The sequence below is a fragment of the Pseudomonas sp. Pseusp15 genome, assembly GCF_059492165.1.
The window spans coordinates 4,682,564-4,702,030 of sequence record NZ_CP168523.1; the positions used below are offsets into that span (position 1 = coordinate 4,682,564).

A 19,467-nucleotide genomic window follows, 5' to 3' on the forward strand; every position below is an offset into this window, starting at 1 on the left:
CCGTTTGAGGCATTTTTTGAGGACTGCAGATGTCGCCCTGGCTGACAGTAGTAGGTATCGGTGAAGACGGCTTCAAGGGGCTGGGCAAGAACGCCCGTCGCGCCCTGCTGGGCGCTTCGCGGATATTCGGCGGCCAACGGCAACTGGATTTGTTGCCCGTGTGCATTCGCGGTGAGCGCCAGCTCTGGCCCAGTCCATTCTCACTTGAACCCCTATTGGCGCTGCGGGGCGAGCCGGTTTGCGTGCTGGCCAGCGGCGACCCGATGTTCTTTGGCGTCGGTGCCAGCCTGGCGCGGCAACTGCCCGGCGCAGAAATGCTGATCCTGCCCGCCCCATCCTCCGTGTCACTGGCGGCCGCTCGCCTGGGCTGGCCGTTGCAGGATGTGGTGACGCTGTCGGTGGTCGCCCGTCCCGTCGCGGCGCTCAACGCTCATTTGTTCAGTGGTGTGCGTTTGCTGGTGCTGAGCAACGACGGCCAGAGTCCAGCGGCCATTGCGGCGCTGCTGCGTGAGCGCGGTTTCGGGCCGAGTCGCCTGACCGTGCTGGAACATCTGGGCGGCGAAGCCGAACGGCGCATCGAGGGCGCTGCCAACGACTGGAGCGACCCGGCGATCGCCGATCTGAACCTGATCGCCATCGAATGCATCGCTGAACCCAACACACCGCGCCTGTCGCGCCTGGCCGGCCTGCCGGATTCGGCCTTCCAGCACGACGGCCAACTGACTAAACGCGACGTGCGCGCCATCACCCTTTCTCGCCTCGCCCCGATCCCCGGCGAACTGCTGTGGGACGTCGGCGCCGGCAGCGGCTCGATCGGCATCGAATGGATGCGCGCTCACCCAAGTTGCCGGGCGCTGGCCATCGAAGCGGATGAGGGACGGCAAGCGTTGATTGAACACAACCGCGATGCCCTGGGCGTTCCCGGCCTGCAATTGATTCGCGGCAGTGCGCCGCAAGCCCTGAGCGGACTCGAACGCCCGGACGCGATTTTCATCGGCGGTGGCGTCACTCGTGAGGGCGTGCTCGATACTTGCTGGGCGCAACTCAAACCCGGCGGCCGGTTGATCGCCAACGCTGTGACACTGCAAAGCGAAGTGACCTTGATGGCCTGGCGTGAACGGCATGGCGGTGAGCTGACCCGCATTCACGTCGCCCAGGCGCAACCGTTGGGCGAGTTCGATACCTGGCGTCAGGCGCTGCCGATTACCTTGCTGGACGTGACGAAACCCCTCGATGCGTGACGAAACCGCCGAACAACCCGCCCCGCTGCGCAGCGGCCTGACCACCGGCAGCTGCGCCACCGCCACCAGCCTCGCGGCCGCCCGCCTGCTGCTCGGCGGCGTGGAAGCGGACGCCGTCGAGATCATTCTGCCCAAAGGCAAACGGGTGCAAATGCGCCTGGAATTCTGTCGGCTGACGGACGACGGCGCCGAAGCCGGAACGATCAAGGACGCCGGCGACGACCCCGACGTGACCCATGGCGCCCTGCTGTTTTCCCAGGTGCGCTTGCACAGCGAACCGGGTATCCGCTTCAGCGCCGGCCGTGGCGTCGGCACCGTCACCCGGCCCGGGCTGGTGCTGAACGTCGGCGAACCGGCGATCAACCCGGTGCCGCGCAAGATGATCACTGATCACCTGACGTTGCTGGCCGAGGAACTGAATTACCAGGGCGGCTTCGAGGTCACGGTAAACGTCGAGGACGGCGAAGCCCTGGCGCTGAAAACCATGAACCCGCGGCTGGGCATTCTCGGCGGCTTGTCGATCCTCGGCACCAGCGGCATCGTCCGGCCATTCTCCTGCGCCGCCTACATCGCCTCGATCCACCAGGGCATCGACGTCGCCAAAACCAACGGTTACCTGCACATCGCCGCGTGCACCGGCAACGCCAGCGAAGACACCATGCGCCGGGTCTACGACTTGCCGGAAATCGCCCTGATCGAAATGGGCGACTTCGTCGGCGCGGTACTCAAGCACTTGCGCAAAGTGCCTGTGGAAAAACTCAGCCTGTGCGGTGGCTTCGGCAAGATCAGCAAACTGGCGGCCGGGCACATGGATTTGCACAGTCGGCATTCAAGTATCGACCTGCCGCAACTGGCCGAATGGGCCGCGGCGGTCGGTGCCGATGCGGCGTTGCAACAGGCGATCCGCGATGCCAATACCAGTCAGCAAGCCTTGGCCATGGCCAGCGCCGCCGGGATCGCCCTTGGCGACGCAGTGTGCCAGCACGCCCTCGACTTTGCCCGCAGCGTGGTGCCGGCGCAGGTTCAGGTCGAAGTGTTCGCCATCGATCGCCAGGGCGGGATTGTCGGCCATGCGGGAGTTTTTCAATGAAGCGTGTGTTGTTGCTCGGCGGCGTCACTGAGGCCCTGGCCATCGCCCGAACCCTGGGGCCGGAGCACATCTATAGCCTGGCCGGTGTCGGTCGGGTGCCGACGGATCTGAACTGTCAGGTCCGCGTTGGCGGCTATGGCGGCGCCGAAGGTCTGGCGCAGTTCATTCGTGACGAAGGCATTGACCTGCTGCTGGATGCGACCCACCCCTACGCGGCCCGCATCAGCCACAACGCCGCCACCGCCGCGAAGTTGAGCGGCATTGCCTGTTGGGCCTTGCGCCGTCCGGCCTGGCAGCCACAAGCCGCAGATGACTGGCGCGAAGTCAGCGACTGGGCCGAGCTGATCGAAGCGCTGAAACCTTTTCGCCGACCGCTGTTCACCCTCGGTCGCGAGCCATTGCAGCACCTGCACGAAATCCCGTCGGAGCAATTCTGGACGTTGCGTGCACTGGACGTTTATCCGGGCCACGCGCGCTGCGAAGTGATCGGCGCCCGTGGGCCGTTTCTGATCGAGGATGAACGCGCGTTGTTCGAGCGGCGGCGGATCGACGTGCTGATCAGCAAGAACAGTGGCAGCACCGCCACCGAGCCGAAGCTGGAAGTGGCGCGGGAACGTGGAGTGCCGGTGCTGGTGTTGAAGCGGCCGGTGTTGCCGGGGGTTGAGCGGGAGTTTGGGGCGGTGACTGAGGTTTTAACGGCCCTCACACAAAACTGGTAGCAGCTGGCGAAGCCTGCGTTCGGCTGCGCAGCAGTCGTAAAATCAAACACCACGGTCTGCCAGGTTGACTGCGGCGCATGGGATCACGACCGCTACGCAGCCGAACGCAGCCTTCGGCAGCTGCTACATAAAATGCGCAATCCCCTACATATCCATCGGACCTAACGCACAACATCATCCAAATCGACTGACTTGTGGGCTCACAACCCAACCCCCATATTTCAAGCCCCACCCATGTAACGGGAAATGGCGGATGACTGAAAAATTCACTCGCTTCGATATCACTGAGTTTCTCCTGACGTCTGCCGATATGTGGCACTACATCAAGGCCTGCGAAGAGGAAGACCCGGGCGATGGAAGCTTCAATCGTGTAGCGCTCAGAGATGTCAAACACACAATCCGGGCAAGAATCCAAAGTGACCCTCAATTCGCTCAGGCATTAAGAGTCGAAGTCGCTACACTCTTTCAAAACGGCGAGGCTGAGCTTGCACGCCGGCTGCTCGATATGCTGACTGACTCGCTGCGACACCACACCGCACGCGGTCTTTTTACTTATCGCCCCTGATCAGGCTAAATAGCCGCGCCTGATCGCCCACTCAAACGGATCTGTCCCATGTCCCGACAACGGCTCGCATTTGCCTGGATCGCCTGCTTTGCAGTGCTGTTCAACATGCTCGCCATGCCGATGTCCGGAGCGATGGCGCAAACGGCGAAATCGCCGGCCGAACAGTTGCTGTGGGGCAGTTTCTGCTCTTCCAGCGGCACGAAGCTGGTGGCGATTTCCCTGGGCGACATCGAGCAGAAAGCCCCGCAGAACGACGATCATTCCAACATGCAGCATTGCTGGTGTTGCTCGGGCTCCGCGCCGTTGGTGGCGTTGCCGGGGCATACGCCGCAGTTGTATTACGCGCGATTCGAGGCCAATCGAAGCGTGCCGCCTGCCACGCTCGACACACCGACACCGCGCCAGCAATGGCCGAGTCTTAACCCCCGCGCGTCCCCTCTGGTGTGATTCCTTCTCGCAATTGACCTGCGTTTTGAATCGTTCTGGAGAACTGCCATGTTGAACAAACTCATCGTCCTGGCTGCGTTGCTGCTGCCTGCCTGTTTTGCCAATGCCCACGAATACAAGGTTGGCGAACTTGAGATCGCCCATCCGTGGTCGCAGGAGTTGCCGCCCAACGCGCCCACCGTCGCGGCGTATTTCGTGATTCACAACAGCGGCAAAACCGCTGATCGGCTGCTCAGCGTCGGCTCGCCGATATCCGGCAAGGCCGAGTTGCACGAACATGTGATGCAAAACGATCTGATGAAAATGCAGCAAGTGCCCGACGTCGAAATCCCGGCTGGCGGCGAAGTCACCTTCGCGCCGATGGCGTACCACGTGATGCTGCTGGAGCTCAGAGACCGCAGCCTATTGAGCGACGGCAAGCACTTTCCGCTGACCCTGCACTTTGAGAAGTCCGGTGATGTAACGGTCGAGGTCTCGGTGCAGAAAAAGGCACCGGACAGCATGCAAGCGCACATGCACGCCCAGTAATCGCCCCCGTTGAAAACGTCTATGCGCCCGCATAGCGCCAGGCCATCCGTGCGCCGCCGTCAGCCAATGAGCCTGACCCGCGGCAGCTGGATCAGCCTGTTCGCCATGCTGATGATCTTTATCGGCCCGCTGATTTCTCAGTCGATGCCGATGGATTCGCGCGCGGCTGCTTCGAGCATGGCGATAGGCATGTCCATGAACATGTCGATGGACATGGGCTCGGACATGTCGGCAATGGAGCACGCCGACCACGACGCACAACCCGCCGCCGAACACTGCCGGCCGACAGCCGAGCATCACGCGCTGTGGGAAAAATGCGGCTATTGCAGCCTGCTGTTCAATTGCCCAGCGCTCACCGGTGGCGCTTCATTCACCGCGTTCGACACCCCGTCCGCCACCACCTTCACCACACCCGCCACCCGCCTGGGCCACGCCCGGCAAACCTTCTTCCCCGGCGCCCGCACCCGCGCCCCGCCCATCGTCGCGTAAACACCTACCTCCGATCCCACACGGTCCGCAAGTCAACCCAAGCAACCTGTGGGGGCGATTTTTTTGTGGCGAGGGAGCTTGCTCCCGCCTGAGTGCGCAGCACTCACAAAAGGGGCCGCTGCGCAGCCCAGCGGGAGCAAGCTCCCTCGCCACAAAAGCTCGCTCCTACAGGAATTTGCGTCGGCTGCCAGCCGTGTCGTTTACGACTGTTCGATGGAAATTTTCATGTCCAGGTTTTCTGCTGACACACGTTTGGGCGCTGCCCAGGCTTTTTTTGCCCTGAATCCATCCCGCGTTCGCTTCAGGCACGCCACCGCCGTCCTTTGCGGCTTGTTGCTGACACCGCTGGTGCTGGCCGATGAACACGCCGGCCACACCGAAGAACTGAGCCCGACGGTGATCACCGCCATCGCGCCGAGCTCGCCGCTGACTGTCGTCACCAACCCCAAGGAGCCGCGCCAACCGGTGCCGGCCAGCGACGGTGGTGATTATCTGAAGACCATCCCCGGCTTCGCCCTAGTGCGCAACGGCGGCACCAACGGCGACCCGGTGCTGCGCGGCATGTTCGGTTCGCGCCTGAATATCCTCACCAACGGCAGCATGATGCTCGGCGCCTGCCCCGGCCGGATGGACGCGCCGACCTCGTACATCTCACCGGAAACCTACGACAAACTCACCGTGATCAAAGGCCCGCAAACCGTGCTCTGGGGCCCCGGCGCATCCGCCGGCACCATCCTGTTCGACCGGGAGCCGGAAAGCTTCGGCGAACTCGGCACCCGGGTGAATGCCAGCGTATTGGCCGGCTCCAACGGCCGCTTCGACAAAGTGGTGGACGCCGCCGCTGGCGGGCCGCTGGGTTACGTGCGCGTGATCGGCAACACCGCGCACTCCGATGACTACAAGGACGGCAACAACGACACCGTGCCCTCGCGCTACGACAAATGGAACGGTGATATAGCGCTGGGCTGGACGCCGAACGCCAACACTCTGCTGGAATTGACTGCCGGCAAGGGCGACGGCGAAGCCCGTTACGCCGGGCGTGGCATGGACGGTTCGCAGTTCTTGCGCGAAAGCCTGGGCCTGCGCTTCGAGCAGTCGAACATCGGTGAGGTGCTGGATAAGGTCGAGGCGCAGGTCTACTACAACTACGCCGACCACGTGATGGACAACTACACCCTGCGCACGCCGTCCGGCACCGGGATGATGGCCGGTCCCATGGCCTCCAATGTCGATCGCCGAACCCTCGGCGCGCGGATCAAAGCCACCTGGCGCTGGGCCGATGTGCAACTGATCAGTGGCCTGGACGCGCAAACCAACGAACACCGCCAACGCAGCGCCACGGGCGTCGACGCCTACAAGGATGTGCCGCGCAACAAGGACGCCGACTTCCACAACTACGGCGTGTTCAGCGAACTGACCTGGTACGCCGCCGACCGTGATCGGCTGATCACCGGCGCACGACTGGACCGTGCTTCGGCCAAGGATTATCGGCAGACCATCGGCTCCGGGATGATGGCCCGCCCCAACCCGACCGCCGACGACACCCGCGCCGACACCCTGCCCAGCGGTTTCGTGCGTTACGAGCATGATCTGGCCGACAGCCCGACCACGCTGTATGCGGGCCTCGGTCATGCCCAGCGTTTCCCGGATTACTGGGAGCTGTTTTCACCCAAGTCCGGCCCTGCCGGTTCGGTGAATGCGTTCGACGCGATCAAGCCGGAGAAAACCACCCAGCTCGACTTCGGCCTGCAATACAAGACCGCCGACCTCGAAGCCTGGGCCTCGGGTTATGTCGGGCAGGTGCGTGACTACATCCTGTTCAACTACACGCCGGGAATGATGGGCATGACCTCGCAAGCCGAGAACATCGACGCGCGAATCATGGGCGGCGAACTCGGTACAGCCTACAAACTGACGGCCAACTGGAAAGCCGATACGACCCTGGCCTATGCCTGGGGCAAGAACAGCAGCGATGGCACTGCCCTGCCGCAAATGCCACCGCTGGATGCACGTTTCGGCCTGACCTACAGCGAAGACAACTGGAGCGCCGGCGCCTTGTGGCGGGTGGTCGCGGCGCAAAACCGCATCGACCGGAACAAGGGCAACGTGGTCGGCAAAGACTTCGACAAAAGCTCGGGGTTCGGCGTGTTCTCGCTCAACGGCGCGTACCGGATCAATAAGAACTGGAAGGTCAGCAGCGGCGTCGACAACTTGTTCGGCAAGGCCTACGCCGAACACCTGAACCTGGCCGGTAACGCCGGTTTCGGCTTCCCGGCCAATGATCCGCAAGCCATCAACGAACCGGGGCGCACGCTCTGGACCAAGGTCGACATGAGCTTCTAAGAGCATCGCGGGCAAGCCCGTCCCCACAGCTTCAACACCGCCGTGGGAGCGGGTTTGCCCGCGAATGACTGCGCAGCAGTCACCAGACAATGACAAAAGATCCAAGCCTAGCGGAGCACTTGAAGTGAAACAGCCCAAACCGAATTTCTACAACCTGGCCTGGCGTTGGCATTTCTACGCCGGCCTGTTCGTCGCGCCGTTCATGGTGATGCTGGCCCTGACCGGCATCGTCTACCTGTTCAAACCGCAACTCGATCCATTGATGTACGGCAGCCTGATGAACATCCCGGCCGGTCATCACACCGTGGCCGCCGACGACCTGCTCAAACGGATGAAAGAGGCGTATCCACAAGCCCGGATCAAACAATACCTGCCGCCGGTCAACGCCGAACGCAGCGCGCAATTCGTGGTGATCAATGAAGGTCATGAACTGAACGTGTTCATCGATCCGTACCACGGCGATATCCTCGGCGAGCAGGATGCGAAGAACAATCTGCAGGCGCTCGCACGCTCGATTCACGGCGAGTTGATGATCGGCACCGTCGGTGATCGGCTGGTGGAGCTGGCCGCCGGTTGGGGTGTGGTGTTGGTGGTCTCCGGGGTATTTTTGTGGTGGCCGCGTGGCCAGCGCGCCGGCATTCTCTGGCCCCGTTTGAACAGTCGCGGCCGCGTGCTGTGGCGTGATCTGCACGCAGTGACTGGCTTATGGGGGGCGGCGCTTTTGCTGGTGATGCTGCTCAGCGGCATGACCTGGACCGGCTTCTGGGGCAAGCAATACGCCGACCTCTGGAACCGCTTTCCGGTCGCCATGTGGAATGACGTGCCCAAGTCCGACGTCGAGGCCCGCAGCCTCAACAGCGCCACACGCCAGACCGTGCCGTGGGCCATGGAAAACACGCCGATGCCAATGTCTGGCGACCATGCCGAACACATGGCTCACGCCAGCACGCAAGCCGGCCCGGCGGCGCCGACCATCAGCCTGCAAGACGTACAAAACATCGCTGTGCAGCGCAAGGTCGAGCCCGGCTACAGCATCACCTTCCCGACCACCGCCACCGGCGTGTTCACCATCGCGGTGTTCGCCGACGATCCGCGCAACGACGCTACCCTGCACGTCGACCAGTACACCGGCGACGTCCTCGCCGACGTGCGCTGGCAGCATTACAGCAACGTCGCCCGCGCCACGGAGGTCGGCGTGATGCTGCACGAAGGCAAGATGTTCGGCCCGTTCAATCAGATCATCGTGCTGCTGATCTGCCTGATGATTTTGCTCAGCGCCGTCAGCGGCGTGGTGATCTGGTGGAAGCGTCGGCCACAGGGCAAGTTCGGTGTGCCACCCTTGCGTCACGACCTGCCGAAATGGAAAACCGCAATGGTCATCATGTTCGCCCTGGCGGTGATGTTTCCGTTGGTGGGGGCTTCGCTGGTTGTCGTGTGGCTATTGGATTGGGGGCTGCTGTCGCGCCTGGGCCGGCAAATTGAATCCACCTCACCTTCATCATGAAACAGGCGAGATACGCGTACGCGTAAAGCCAATACAATGCGGGCCAGCATTGAATCCTTGGCAAACCGCCAAGTTTTTGTGGCGAGGGAGCTTGCTCCCGCTGGGTTGCGCAGCAACCCCAAACCTGACGCCGCGGTTTCTCCGGGTATACCGCGTTGTCGGGCTTTACGACTGCTGCGCAGCCGAGCGGGAGCAAGCTCCCTCGCCACAGGTTGTGTGCTGGCTTGAACGATCATCAGGAATGAAATGACTTCGCTGAACATCACCAACCTCGCCTGGACACCCCTGGGCCACGGCCACTGCCATCACCAGTTCCAGCTGCGTGACGCCTCCTTGCACGTGGCTGCCGGTGAGTTCGTCGGGTTGATCGGCCCTAACGGCAGCGGCAAGACCAGCCTGCTGCGGTGCGCCTATCGCTTCAGCAAACCCGAGAGTGGCGAGGTCAAGCTCGACCATCACAACGTCTGGAAGCAATCCTCCCGCTGGTGCGCGCAACGCATCGCGGTGGTGTTGCAGGAGTTTCCCGACGCCTTCGGTCTGACCGTCGATGAAGTGGTCGCCATGGGCCGCACGCCGCACAAAGGTCTGTTCGATGGCGATACTCTCGAAGACCGGAAGCTCGCAACCCAAGCCCTCGAATCGGTCGGCCTCAAGGGCTTCGAAGACCACGCCTTCGCCACCCTGTCCGGCGGTGAAAAGCAGCGCGTGATCCTCGCCCGCGCCCTGGCCCAGCAACCGCAATTGCTGATCCTCGATGAACCGACCAATCATCTCGACCCGCGCTATCAACTGGAACTGCTGCAACTGGTCAAACGCCTGCAGATCGGCACATTGGCGAGCATCCACGACCTCAATCTGGCGGCAGCCTTCTGCGATCGGCTGTACGTGATCCATCACGGTCGCATCGTGGCCAGTGGCACCCCCAAAGAAGTCCTGACCACACACCTTTTGCACAACGTGTTCGGCGTCGACGCCCTGATCGATGACCATCCCTTGCACGGCTACCCACGAATCACCTGGATAACCCAACCATGACTTTGCGTTCCCTGCTTTGCGTCGCGTTGTTGCTGGGCAGTGCCCATGCCTTCGCCGAGGCCACGAAATATCCGCTGACTGTCCAGAGCTGCAACCGCGCAGTGACCTTCAAGCAAGCGCCGAAACACGCGGTCAGCCACGACATCAACATGACACAGATGATGCTCGCCCTAGGCCTCAAACCCAGGATGGCCGGCTACAGCGGCGTGACCGGATGGAAATCGGTGACGCCCCAGATGCAGACCATCCTCGATGGCTTGCCGGAACTGGCGGCCAAGTACCCATCGGTGGAAACCCTGCTCAACGCCAACGTCGATTTCTTCTTCGCCGGTTGGGATTACGGCATGCGCGTCGGTGGTGATCTCACGCCGCAAACCCTGCAACCGCTGGGCATCAATGTCTACGAACTCACCGAGTCCTGCGCGTTCGTGATGAAGCGCCCACCGGCCAGCCTGGATGACACCTACAACGACCTGCGCAACCTCGGCAAAATCTTCGACGTGCAGGATCGCGCCAATGCCGTGATCGCCCGGATGCAGGCGCAAGTCGCCGAGGTGCGCCAGGATCTGCCAGCGGACAAGCCTCGGGTATTTCTCTACGACAGCGGTGAAGACCGGGCCATGACCTCCGGGCGCCTGGGCATGCCGCAGGCGCTGATCGACGCGGCCGGCGGGCGCAACATTCTCGACGACGTCGAGGCGAGCTGGACCCGGGTCAACTGGGAGAACGTGGTCGAGCGTAATCCGCAGGTGATCGTGATCGTCGATTACGGCGAAGTCACCGCTGAACAGAAGGAGCAGTTTTTGCTGAACAACCAGGCCCTGCAATCGGTGGACGCGATCAAAAACCAGCGCTTCATCGTCATTCCGTACGTGCAAGCCACGCCGGGGATCGACAACGTGCTGGCGGTCGAAACCCTGGCCAAGGGTTTCCACGGCGAATGATCGACCGTCGCTATGCCTTGTTGCTGATCGGCCTCGGCGTGCTGTTGCTGATGTCGTGTGTGGTGTCGCTGGGTTTTGGCCCGGCGCGGGTACCGGTGGAGGTGGTGTGGCAAATTCTGCTGCACAAGGCGTTCGGTGTTGGCGAGCAGAACTGGACGGCCGGCCAGGAACACATCGTCTGGCTGATCCGCGTGCCGCGCATGTTGCTCGGCGCGCTGGTGGGCGCCGGCCTGGCGCTGATCGGTGCGGTGCTGCAAGCGGTGACGCGCAATCCATTGGCCGATCCGCACTTGTTGGGCGTGACCTCCGGCGCGACCCTCGGCGCGGTGATCGTGGTGTTGCATGTCGGTGAAATCGTCGGCCTGCTGACCTTGCCCATCGCGGCGTTTATCGGCGCGCTGCTGAGCATGCTGGTCGTGCTGATGATCGCCAACCGTCATGGGCGGCTGGACAGTGATCGGTTGCTGCTGTGCGGTGTCGCGGTGTCGTTCGTGATGATGGCGATCGCCAACCTGCTGCTGTTTCTGGGCGACCATCGCGCCAGTTCGGCGGTGATGTTCTGGATGCTCGGCGGCCTCGGGCTGGCGCGTTGGGAATTGCTCGCCGTGCCCGCCGCGAGTGTGTTGCTCGGGCTGGTATTGCTGCTGGGCATGGCCCGGCCGTTGAATGCGTTGATGGCCGGCGAGCAGACCGCCGTGACCTTGGGCCTCAATGCCCGCACCGTGCGGCTGCGGGTGTTTTTGATTGCCTCATTGATGACCGGGGTACTGGTGTCGATCAGTGGCTCGATTGGTTTTGTCGGGCTGATGGTGCCGCACATTGCACGACGGTTGGTGGGGGCCGAGCATCGACGGTTACTGCCGGTGTGCGTGTTGTTGGGCAGCCTGTTCCTCGCCTGGGTCGACGTAGCCGCACGCACCCTGATCGCCCCGGAAGACCTGCCCATCGGCGTCGCCACCGCCGCGATTGGCGGGCTGTTCTTCATCGGCCTGATGCGCCGGCGCTGACTCACCGCTCCCACAGGGTGATCATTCCCACGCTCCGCGTGGGAATGCCGCCAGGGACGCTCCGCGTTCCGCTTTTGAATGTTTAACGGATGTATCAGAACGCAGACCTTTCCCACGCATCTTTCAGGTTGTCCGTCGGAAGCGGGCTCTCTAGTCTTTGGCTGTCGCTGACAACTCAGCGATCGGGTGTGAGAAGCCCGGCAACTTATGGTCATCCAGTGTCTGTACACGCATAATCGCCGCCAGCTTATTAGCTGCCTGCAAATGTGTTATGGCGGCTGTGTGCGGGCGGACTTCGGTCCGGCCGGGTGTCCATAACCGGTCTTCTCACCTCGCACATAGCTGCCACCTCTTCCCGTGTGAGAAGCGGCAAGTGGAGGCTCCAACGCTGGAGAAATTTTTCAATGGACAAATTAATTCCTGACCCACCCTTCAACACCACCACCCCCAATGCCGAAGCCTCGCGTAACGAAGAATTACTCAAGGATCGCGAAGCCATCAAACGCGCCCTCGACTACTACCTCAATCCCCCGGCGCCCTACACCGAAAAACCTCGCCGCCCCAGCACCATGTTCATCGTCGCACCGAATATGGATACCGAAAGCCTGCTGGCCCACGCCTGTGAATCGTTAGCCACGGCGAGTGTCCTGGCCAGCGACTTCGCCAACGACCTGACCGCCCCGCAGCGCTACACGGCGCTGGCGATTCAACAGAGCATCATGCTGGCGGAGCTGGCGGTAAACCGGGCGCTGGATAACGTCGACCCGGCGTAGACCGCGTTATCGACCATCGCGGGCTTGCCCGCGATGGCTGCATCGCCCCAATGTGGCGCATCTTCTCGCACCAACGCGCCAGCCCCATCCCTTCATGGTGCGTCACGCAAACCCCGCAACCACTCTAATACGACATTTCCTTGCCCGTCCCCGACCGGGCACAGCCCTTGCAAAACAGCCTTCAGTCGTCCGCATCTGCCAACCATAAAAAACTTTAACGTTCATGGAGATCGCACAATGAAGCGTCGCAGTTTGATCAAGGCTTTCACACTCACGGCAAGCATTGCCGCGATGGGCATGACCTGGACTGTCCAGGCCGCCGAGACCATCAAGGTCGGTATTCTGCATTCGTTGTCCGGGACCATGGCGATCTCCGAAACCTCGCTCAAAGACATGGCGTTGATGACCATCGACGAAATCAACGCCAAGGGCGGTGTGAACGGCAAGATGCTGGAACCGGTGGTCGTGGACCCGGCATCGAACTGGCCGCTGTTCGCCGAAAAGGGCCGGCAGTTGCTGACCCAGGACAAAGTGGCGGTGGTGTTCGGTTGCTGGACCTCGGTGTCGCGTAAATCGGTGCTGCCGGTGTTCGAAGAGCTCAACGGCCTGCTGTTCTACCCGGTGCAATACGAAGGCGAAGAGATGTCGCCGAACGTGTTCTACACCGGCGCGGCGCCCAACCAGCAGGCGATCCCGGCAGTGGAATACCTGATGAGCGAAGAAGGCGGCAGCGCCAAGCGCTACTTCCTGCTCGGCACCGACTATGTCTACCCGCGCACCACCAACAAGATCCTGCGCTCGTTCCTGCACTCCAAAGGTGTGGCGGACAAGGATATCGAAGAGGTCTACACCCCGTTCGGCCACAGCGATTACCAGACCATCGTGGCCAGCATCAAAAAATTCTCCGCCGGTGGCAAGACGGCGGTCATCTCCACCGTCAACGGCGACTCCAACGTGCCGTTCTATAAAGAGCTGGCCAACCAGGGCCTGAAAGCCACCGACGTACCGGTCGTGGCGTTCTCCGTGGGTGAAGAAGAACTGCGCGGCATCGACACCAAACCGCTGGTGGGCAACCTCGCGGCGTGGAACTACTTTGAGTCGGTGGAAAACCCGGTGAACAAGAAGTTCGTCGATGACTGGAAAGCCTACGCCAAGAAACACAACCTGCCGGGCGCCGACAAAGCGGTGACCAACGACCCGATGGAAGCCACTTACGTTGGCATCCACATGTGGGCGCAAGCCGCCGAGAAGGCCAAATCCACCGACGTCGACAAAGTCCGCGAAGCCCTGGCCGGCCAGACCTTTGCCGCACCGTCCGGCTACACCCTGACCATGGACAAGACCAACCACCACCTGCACAAGCCAGTGATGATCGGCGAGATTCAGGCCGACGGTCAGTTCAACGTGGTGTGGCAGACCGAAGGACCGATCCGCGCCCAACCGTGGAGCCCGTTCATTCCGGGCAACGACAAGAAGCCGGAGTATGCGGTGAAGAGCAACTAAGCCACCGGGGCCTGAGCATGGAGCTCAGGCCCGACACAACTCCTGTGTGAGCGGGCTTTGTGGTGAGGGGGCTTGCCCCCGTTGGGCTGCGAAGCGGCCCCAAAAAACGGGACTACTGCGTAGTCCAGCGGGAGCAAGCTCCCTCGCCACACAGTTTGCTCCCACACTTAGTCCGCGCAAGGACACTGACATGCCCACTGCCTTTTACCGCTTGATCCTTGCCATCGTACTGTTACTGCCGATGGTCACCCACGCCGGCGACGCCGAAGACTTCGTCGCGGCCAATCCCGTGCAGCAAGCCAAGCTTCTGGAAACCTGGGCCGCGCAGCCCGATCCGGCCCGTATCGAACTGATCAACGCCCTGCAACAAGGCGAGCTGACCATCGATGGCCAACCGAAAACCCTGCGCCTGAACAATCGCCTGCGGGGTCTGATCGACACCGCTTTGGCCAGCCACCAATTGCTCGCCGCCGACGCCAAAACCCGTCTGGCCGCCGCGCAGCAATTGCAGAAAAGCGCCAAACCGGCGCAGCTGAAATTCCTCGACCAACAGCTGACCAGCGAACAAGACGAAACCGTTCACGCCGCCCTGAGCCTGGCCTTGGCCAATCTGCAACTGGTCGACAGTGACCCCGCCGTGCGCCTCGCCGCCGTGCGTTTGCTCGGCGAAACCGGCGACCCGCTGGCCCGCACCCGCCTCGAAGGCTTGCTCGAACCCGGCGTCGAAACCGACGCCAGTGTGCACACCGCCGCCGAAACCAGCCTGGCCCAGGTCAAACGCAAATTGCTGATCGGCGAAATGCTCGGCCAGGCCTTCAGTGGCATGTCCCTGGGTTCGATTCTGCTGCTCGCGGCATTGGGCTTGGCGATCACCTTCGGCCTGCTCGGGGTGATCAACATGGCCCACGGCGAGATGTTGATGCTCGGCGCGTACTCGACGTACGTGGTGCAGCTGATGTTCCAGCGCTTCGCCCCTCAAGCCATCGAGTTCTATCCGCTGATTGCGCTGCCGGTGGCGTTTTTCGTTACCGCCGCCATCGGCATGGCGCTGGAGCGCACGGTGATTCGCCACCTCTACGGCCGCCCGCTGGAAACCCTGCTCGCCACGTGGGGCATCAGCCTGATGCTGATCCAGTTGGTGCGGCTGGTGTTCGGCGCGCAGAACGTCGAAGTGGCCAACCCGGCGTGGTTGTCGGGCGGGATCCAGGTACTGCCCAACCTAGTGCTGCCATACAACCGCATCGTGATCATCGCGTTTGCCTTGTTTGTGGTGGTGCTGACCTGGCTGCTGTTGAACAAGACGCGCCTTGGCTTGAACGTGCGCGCCGTCACCCAGAACCGCAACATGGCGGCGTGCTGCGGGGTGCCGACCGGGCGTGTCGACATGCTCGCCTTCGGCTTAGGCTCGGGCATCGCCGGCCTCGGTGGCGTGGCGCTCAGCCAGATCGGCAACGTCGGCCCTGACCTCGGCCAGAGCTACATCATCGATTCGTTCCTGGTGGTGGTGCTCGGCGGTGTCGGTCAATTGGCCGGCAGCGTGTTGGCCGCATTCGGCCTGGGCATCGCCAACAAGATTCTCGAACCGCAGATCGGTGCGGTACTCGGCAAGATCCTGATCCTCGCGTTGATCATTCTGTTCATCCAGAAACGTCCGCAAGGCCTCTTCGCACTGAAAGGACGGGTGATCGACTGATGAACCAGCCTCTGCTCGTTACCGCGACAAAAAAAGCCGGCCCCAAAGTCACCATCACTGTTGGCGCGGTGATTCTGGTTTTGCTACTGGCGTTGCCATTGCTGTCGTTGTTATCGCCCGACAGCGCGCTGCACGTCTCGGCCTACACGCTGACACTGGTGGGCAAGATTCTTTGCTACGCCATCGTCGCCCTCGCCCTCGATCTGGTCTGGGGCTACGCCGGCCTCCTGTCCCTCGGTCACGGTCTGTTCTTCGCCCTCGGCGGTTATGCGATGGGCATGTACCTGATGCGCCAAGCCTCGGGTGACGGCTTGCCGGCGTTCATGACGTTCCTGTCCTGGACCGAATTGCCGTGGTACTGGACCGGCACCAGCAGCTTCCTCTGGGCCATGTGCCTGGTGGTATTGGCGCCGGGTTTGCTGGCATTGGTATTCGGTTTCTTCGCCTTCCGCTCGCGGATCAAGGGCGTGTATTTCTCGATCATGACCCAGGCCCTGACCTTCGCCGGGATGCTGCTGTTTTTCCGCAACGAAACCGGGTTTGGTGGCAATAACGGCTTCACCAATTTCCGCAGCATTCTCGGGTTTGGCATCACGGAACCGGGAACTCGCGCGGTGTTGTTTTTCGCCACGGTACTGTTGCTGGTGGCGAGTCTGTTCATCGGCTGGCGGCTGGCGCAAAGCAAGTTCGGCCGGGTGCTGACCGCGTTGCGCGATGCCGAGAACCGCCTGATGTTCTGCGGCTACGACCCGCGCGGCTTCAAGCTGTTTGTCTGGGTGTTGAGTGCGGTGTTGTGCGGTCTGGCGGGGGCGCTGTATGTGCCGCAAGTCGGGATCATCAACCCGAGCGAAATGTCGCCGACCAACTCGATCGAAGCGGCGGTCTGGGTTGCCTTGGGGGGGCGCGGCACGCTGATCGGCCCGCTGCTGGGTGCCGGCGTGGTCAACGGGATGAAGAGCTGGTTCACCGTGGCGTTTCCGGAATACTGGCTGTTCTTCCTCGGCGCGCTGTTCATCGTCGTGACGTTGTATCTGCCTAAGGGTGTGATCGGGCTGCTGAAGAAAAGGGGTGAACAATGAGGATCACTGCAACGGCTGAATTCATGCTCGAACCGGCCTTTTTCCCACCGCAGCCCAACAAGGATGCCGGTAGCAGCCGCGATGCCATCGGCCTCGGCCAACGCGTCGGCCCCGGCCTGAATACACGTCACGGCACCATCCTGACCCTGGAAGACATCAGCGTCAGCTTCGATGGTTTCAAGGCCCTCAACAATCTGAACCTGTACATCGGCGTCGGCGAATTGCGCTGCATCATCGGCCCCAACGGCGCGGGCAAGACCACGTTGATGGACGTGATCACCGGCAAGACTCGCCCCAGCCACGGCAAGGCCTGGTTCGGCGAAACCCTGGACCTGACGCAGATGAGCGAAGTGCAGATCGCCCAGGCTGGTATCGGTCGCAAGTTCCAGAAACCAACCGTGTTCGAAGCCCTGAGCGTGTTCGAAAACCTGGAGCTGGCGCAGAAAACCGACAAGTCGGTGTGGGCCAGTTTGCGGGCTCGCCTGAGTGGTGAACAAAAAGATCGCATCAGTGAAGTGCTGGAAACCATTCGCCTGACCAGTTCGGTCAATCGCCCGGCAGGGTTGTTGTCTCACGGGCAGAAGCAGTTTCTGGAAATCGGCATGCTGCTGATGCAAGACCCGCAACTGCTGTTGCTCGACGAGCCGGTGGCGGGCATGACCGACGCCGAAACCGAATTCACCGCCGAGCTGTTCAAGCGCCTGGCCGGCAAGCATTCGCTGATGGTGGTGGAACACGACATGGGCTTCGTCGGCTCGATCGCCGACCACGTCACCGTGTTGCACCAGGGCAGCGTACTGGCCGAAGGGTCGCTGGAGCAGGTGCAGGACAATGAGCGGGTGATCGAGGTCTACCTCGGCCGCTGATGAGCAATTGATCGATTCCGCGCTCTGCGTGGGAACGATCACAGGGGGAATTTGAAGATGCTGCAAGTCGACAAGCTGCACCAGTACTACGGCGGTAGCCACATCCTGCGGGGCCTGACGTTTGAGGTGAAGGTCGGCGAAGTCACCTGCCTGCTCGGGCGCAACGGCGTGGGCAAGACCACCTTGCTCAAATGCCTGATGGGTTTGCTGCCGGCCAAGGAGGGCGCGGTTAACTGGGAAGGTAAACCGATCACCACGTTCAAGCCGCACCAACGGGTTCACGCCGGGATCGCCTACGTGCCTCAGGGCCGGGAAATCTTCGGCCGGCTGACCGTGGAAGAAAACCTGCTGATGGGCCTGTCGCGGTTTCCGGGTTCCGAAGCCAAAGAGGTCCCGGCGTTCATCTACGAGCTTTTCCCGGTGTTGCTGCAAATGAAGCAACGGCGTGGCGGTGACTTGTCCGGCGGTCAGCAACAGCAGCTGGCGATCGGCAGGGCATTGGCCAGTCGTCCACGGCTGCTGATTCTCGATGAGCCCACCGAAGGCATCCAGCCGTCGGTGATCAAGGAAATCGGCGCGGTGATCAAAAAGCTCGCGGCCCGTGGCGACATGGCGATTTTGCTGGTGGAGCAGTTCTACGATTTCGCCGCCGAGCTGGCCGATCAGTACCTGGTGATGTCCCGGGGCGAGATCGTGCAGCAGGGTCGTGGCGAAAATATGGAAGCCGAAGGTGTGCGCGGGCTGGTTACGATCTAACCTGCAGCCTTCTGACGATAAATTAGACGATATGAATTTACCTCTCCCCACTGCGCTGTTTAACCCGAGCTGGCATGCCGAGCTGGAGCTGGGCTACGCCCGTTTCGGCGCCAGCACCCGCCCGGTACAGCGCCGTCATCAAGGCCCGCTGCGGGTGCAGAAGCACTTGTATGCCGAAGGCCCCGAGGTGTGTCAGCACATCATCGTCCACCCGCCGGGGGGGATTGCCGGCGGTGATCGGCTGGATATATCGGCCAGCGTCGGCACCCACGCCTGGGCGCAAATCACCAGCCCCGGCGCTGCCAAGTGGTATCGCGCTGCCGGGCCGGCTTATCAGAAACTCGACTTGCGCGTTGCCGCCGGTGCTACGTTGGAGTGGCTGCCGCAAGAGACGATTATCTTCAGCGCCGCTCAGGCTGAACTCAGCACGAGCATTGATCTTGAGGGCGATGCCCGGTTGTTCTACTGGGACGTGGTAGCGCTGGGGCGTCCGGCCAGTGGCGAGCGCTTCGACCTCGGGCACTTCCAGGCCCACCTGGATATCCGCCGCGACGGCCAGTTGCTCTGGCACGAACGCCAGCGCATTACCGGGGATGACGGTTTGCTGGACTCGCCGATCGGGCTGGATGGGCAACCGGTGTTTGCGACGTTGCTGGTGACCGGAGAGATTGATAGTGAATTGCTGGAGAAGTGCCGCTCGCTGCCCAATGAGGTGCGCGGGGATCTGACGCAGCTGCCGGGGCTGTTGGTCGCCCGGTGCCTGGCCAGCGAGGCGTTGTTGGCACGGGGTTGGCTAATTGAATTGTGGCGATTGCTCCGGCCTGCGTTGCTCGGCCGCGAAGCCGTTCCGCCCAGAATATGGGCCACCTGAATACGCTCCTACAG

19 protein-coding genes are annotated in these 19,467 nt (G+C 62.1%); all 19 read left to right on the forward strand.

The features are described 5' to 3' along the window. Positions 1-29 precede the first annotated feature (29 nt). Positions 30-1,241: a bifunctional cobalt-precorrin-7 (C(5))-methyltransferase/cobalt-precorrin-6B (C(15))-methyltransferase gene (locus ACEN8R_RS21160; protein WP_019582259.1), complete on the forward strand. Its 1,212-nt coding sequence runs from the start codon at positions 30-32 to the stop codon at positions 1,239-1,241. Continuing rightward, positions 1,234-2,331, forward strand: a complete 1,098-nt coding sequence (locus ACEN8R_RS21165) for a cobalt-precorrin-5B (C(1))-methyltransferase (protein WP_111455273.1) — start codon at positions 1,234-1,236, stop codon at positions 2,329-2,331. The genes ACEN8R_RS21160 and ACEN8R_RS21165 overlap by 8 nt, the downstream gene beginning before the upstream one ends. Further along, entirely contained in the window at positions 2,328-3,050 is a 723-nt protein-coding gene (locus tag ACEN8R_RS21170; protein WP_495624341.1) for a cobalt-precorrin-6A reductase, read from the forward strand. Before ACEN8R_RS21165 ends, ACEN8R_RS21170 begins: the two co-directional genes overlap by 4 nt. A gap of 253 nt (positions 3,051-3,303) precedes the next feature. Next, positions 3,304-3,615 carry a hypothetical protein gene (locus tag ACEN8R_RS21175; RefSeq protein ID WP_018928436.1) on the forward strand — a complete coding sequence of 104 codons (312 nt, stop codon included), beginning with the start codon at positions 3,304-3,306 and terminating at the stop codon, positions 3,613-3,615. 48 nt (positions 3,616-3,663) lie between these two features. Beyond that, the gene (locus ACEN8R_RS21180; RefSeq protein ID WP_019582256.1) at positions 3,664-4,062 is read left to right on the forward strand and encodes a DUF2946 domain-containing protein; all 399 of its coding nucleotides are present in this window, start codon (positions 3,664-3,666) and stop codon (positions 4,060-4,062) included. Positions 4,063-4,110: 48 nt separating this feature from the next. Then, positions 4,111-4,590, forward strand: a complete 480-nt coding sequence (locus ACEN8R_RS21185) for a copper chaperone PCu(A)C (protein ID WP_430954336.1) — start codon at positions 4,111-4,113, stop codon at positions 4,588-4,590. 21 nt (positions 4,591-4,611) lie between these two features. After that, complete coding sequence (locus ACEN8R_RS21190; RefSeq protein WP_026286604.1) at positions 4,612-5,079, forward strand: DUF2946 domain-containing protein; 468 nt, start codon at positions 4,612-4,614, stop codon at positions 5,077-5,079. A 225-nt stretch (positions 5,080-5,304) separates the two neighbouring features. After that, a complete protein-coding gene (locus tag ACEN8R_RS21195) occupies positions 5,305-7,422 on the forward strand; it encodes a TonB-dependent copper receptor (protein WP_495624342.1) in 2,118 nt (705 codons plus the stop codon). Positions 7,423-7,546: 124 nt separating this feature from the next. Beyond that, complete coding sequence (locus ACEN8R_RS21200; RefSeq protein WP_495624343.1) at positions 7,547-8,926, forward strand: PepSY-associated TM helix domain-containing protein; 1,380 nt, start codon at positions 7,547-7,549, stop codon at positions 8,924-8,926. Positions 8,927-9,172: 246 nt separating this feature from the next. Continuing rightward, a complete protein-coding gene (locus tag ACEN8R_RS21205; RefSeq protein ID WP_413697090.1) occupies positions 9,173-9,961 on the forward strand; it encodes an ABC transporter ATP-binding protein in 789 nt (262 codons plus the stop codon). After that, positions 9,958-10,905 (forward strand): ABC transporter substrate-binding protein, encoded by a 948-nt coding sequence (locus ACEN8R_RS21210; protein ID WP_413697091.1) that lies wholly within the window; start codon positions 9,958-9,960, stop codon positions 10,903-10,905. The genes ACEN8R_RS21205 and ACEN8R_RS21210 overlap by 4 nt, the downstream gene beginning before the upstream one ends. Beyond that, positions 10,902-11,912, forward strand: coding sequence for a FecCD family ABC transporter permease (locus tag ACEN8R_RS21215; RefSeq protein ID WP_495624344.1), 1,011 nt, complete (start codon positions 10,902-10,904; stop codon positions 11,910-11,912). Before ACEN8R_RS21210 ends, ACEN8R_RS21215 begins: the two co-directional genes overlap by 4 nt. A 404-nt stretch (positions 11,913-12,316) precedes the next feature. After that, entirely contained in the window at positions 12,317-12,685 is a 369-nt protein-coding gene (locus ACEN8R_RS21220; protein WP_495624345.1) for a DUF6124 family protein, read from the forward strand. A gap of 237 nt (positions 12,686-12,922) precedes the next feature. Beyond that, complete coding sequence (urtA, locus tag ACEN8R_RS21225; protein ID WP_007937152.1) at positions 12,923-14,188, forward strand: urea ABC transporter substrate-binding protein; 1,266 nt, start codon at positions 12,923-12,925, stop codon at positions 14,186-14,188. Positions 14,189-14,378: 190 nt separating this feature from the next. Beyond that, positions 14,379-15,881 carry an urea ABC transporter permease subunit UrtB gene (gene urtB, locus ACEN8R_RS21230; protein WP_495624346.1) on the forward strand — a complete coding sequence of 501 codons (1,503 nt, stop codon included), beginning with the start codon at positions 14,379-14,381 and terminating at the stop codon, positions 15,879-15,881. Further along, the gene (urtC, locus tag ACEN8R_RS21235) at positions 15,881-16,960 is read left to right on the forward strand and encodes an urea ABC transporter permease subunit UrtC (RefSeq protein ID WP_018928447.1); all 1,080 of its coding nucleotides are present in this window, start codon (positions 15,881-15,883) and stop codon (positions 16,958-16,960) included. Before urtB ends, urtC begins: the two co-directional genes overlap by 1 nt. After that, complete coding sequence (gene urtD, locus ACEN8R_RS21240) at positions 16,957-17,826, forward strand: urea ABC transporter ATP-binding protein UrtD (RefSeq protein WP_018928448.1); 870 nt, start codon at positions 16,957-16,959, stop codon at positions 17,824-17,826. Before urtC ends, urtD begins: the two co-directional genes overlap by 4 nt. 57 nt (positions 17,827-17,883) lie before the next feature. After that, positions 17,884-18,582, forward strand: coding sequence for an urea ABC transporter ATP-binding subunit UrtE (urtE, locus tag ACEN8R_RS21245; protein WP_019582243.1), 699 nt, complete (start codon positions 17,884-17,886; stop codon positions 18,580-18,582). Between the two features lie 31 nt (positions 18,583-18,613). Then, on the forward strand, positions 18,614-19,453 hold the full coding sequence (locus ACEN8R_RS21250) for an urease accessory protein UreD (protein ID WP_495019423.1): 840 nt from the start codon (positions 18,614-18,616) through the stop codon (positions 19,451-19,453). Positions 19,454-19,467 lie beyond the last annotated feature (14 nt).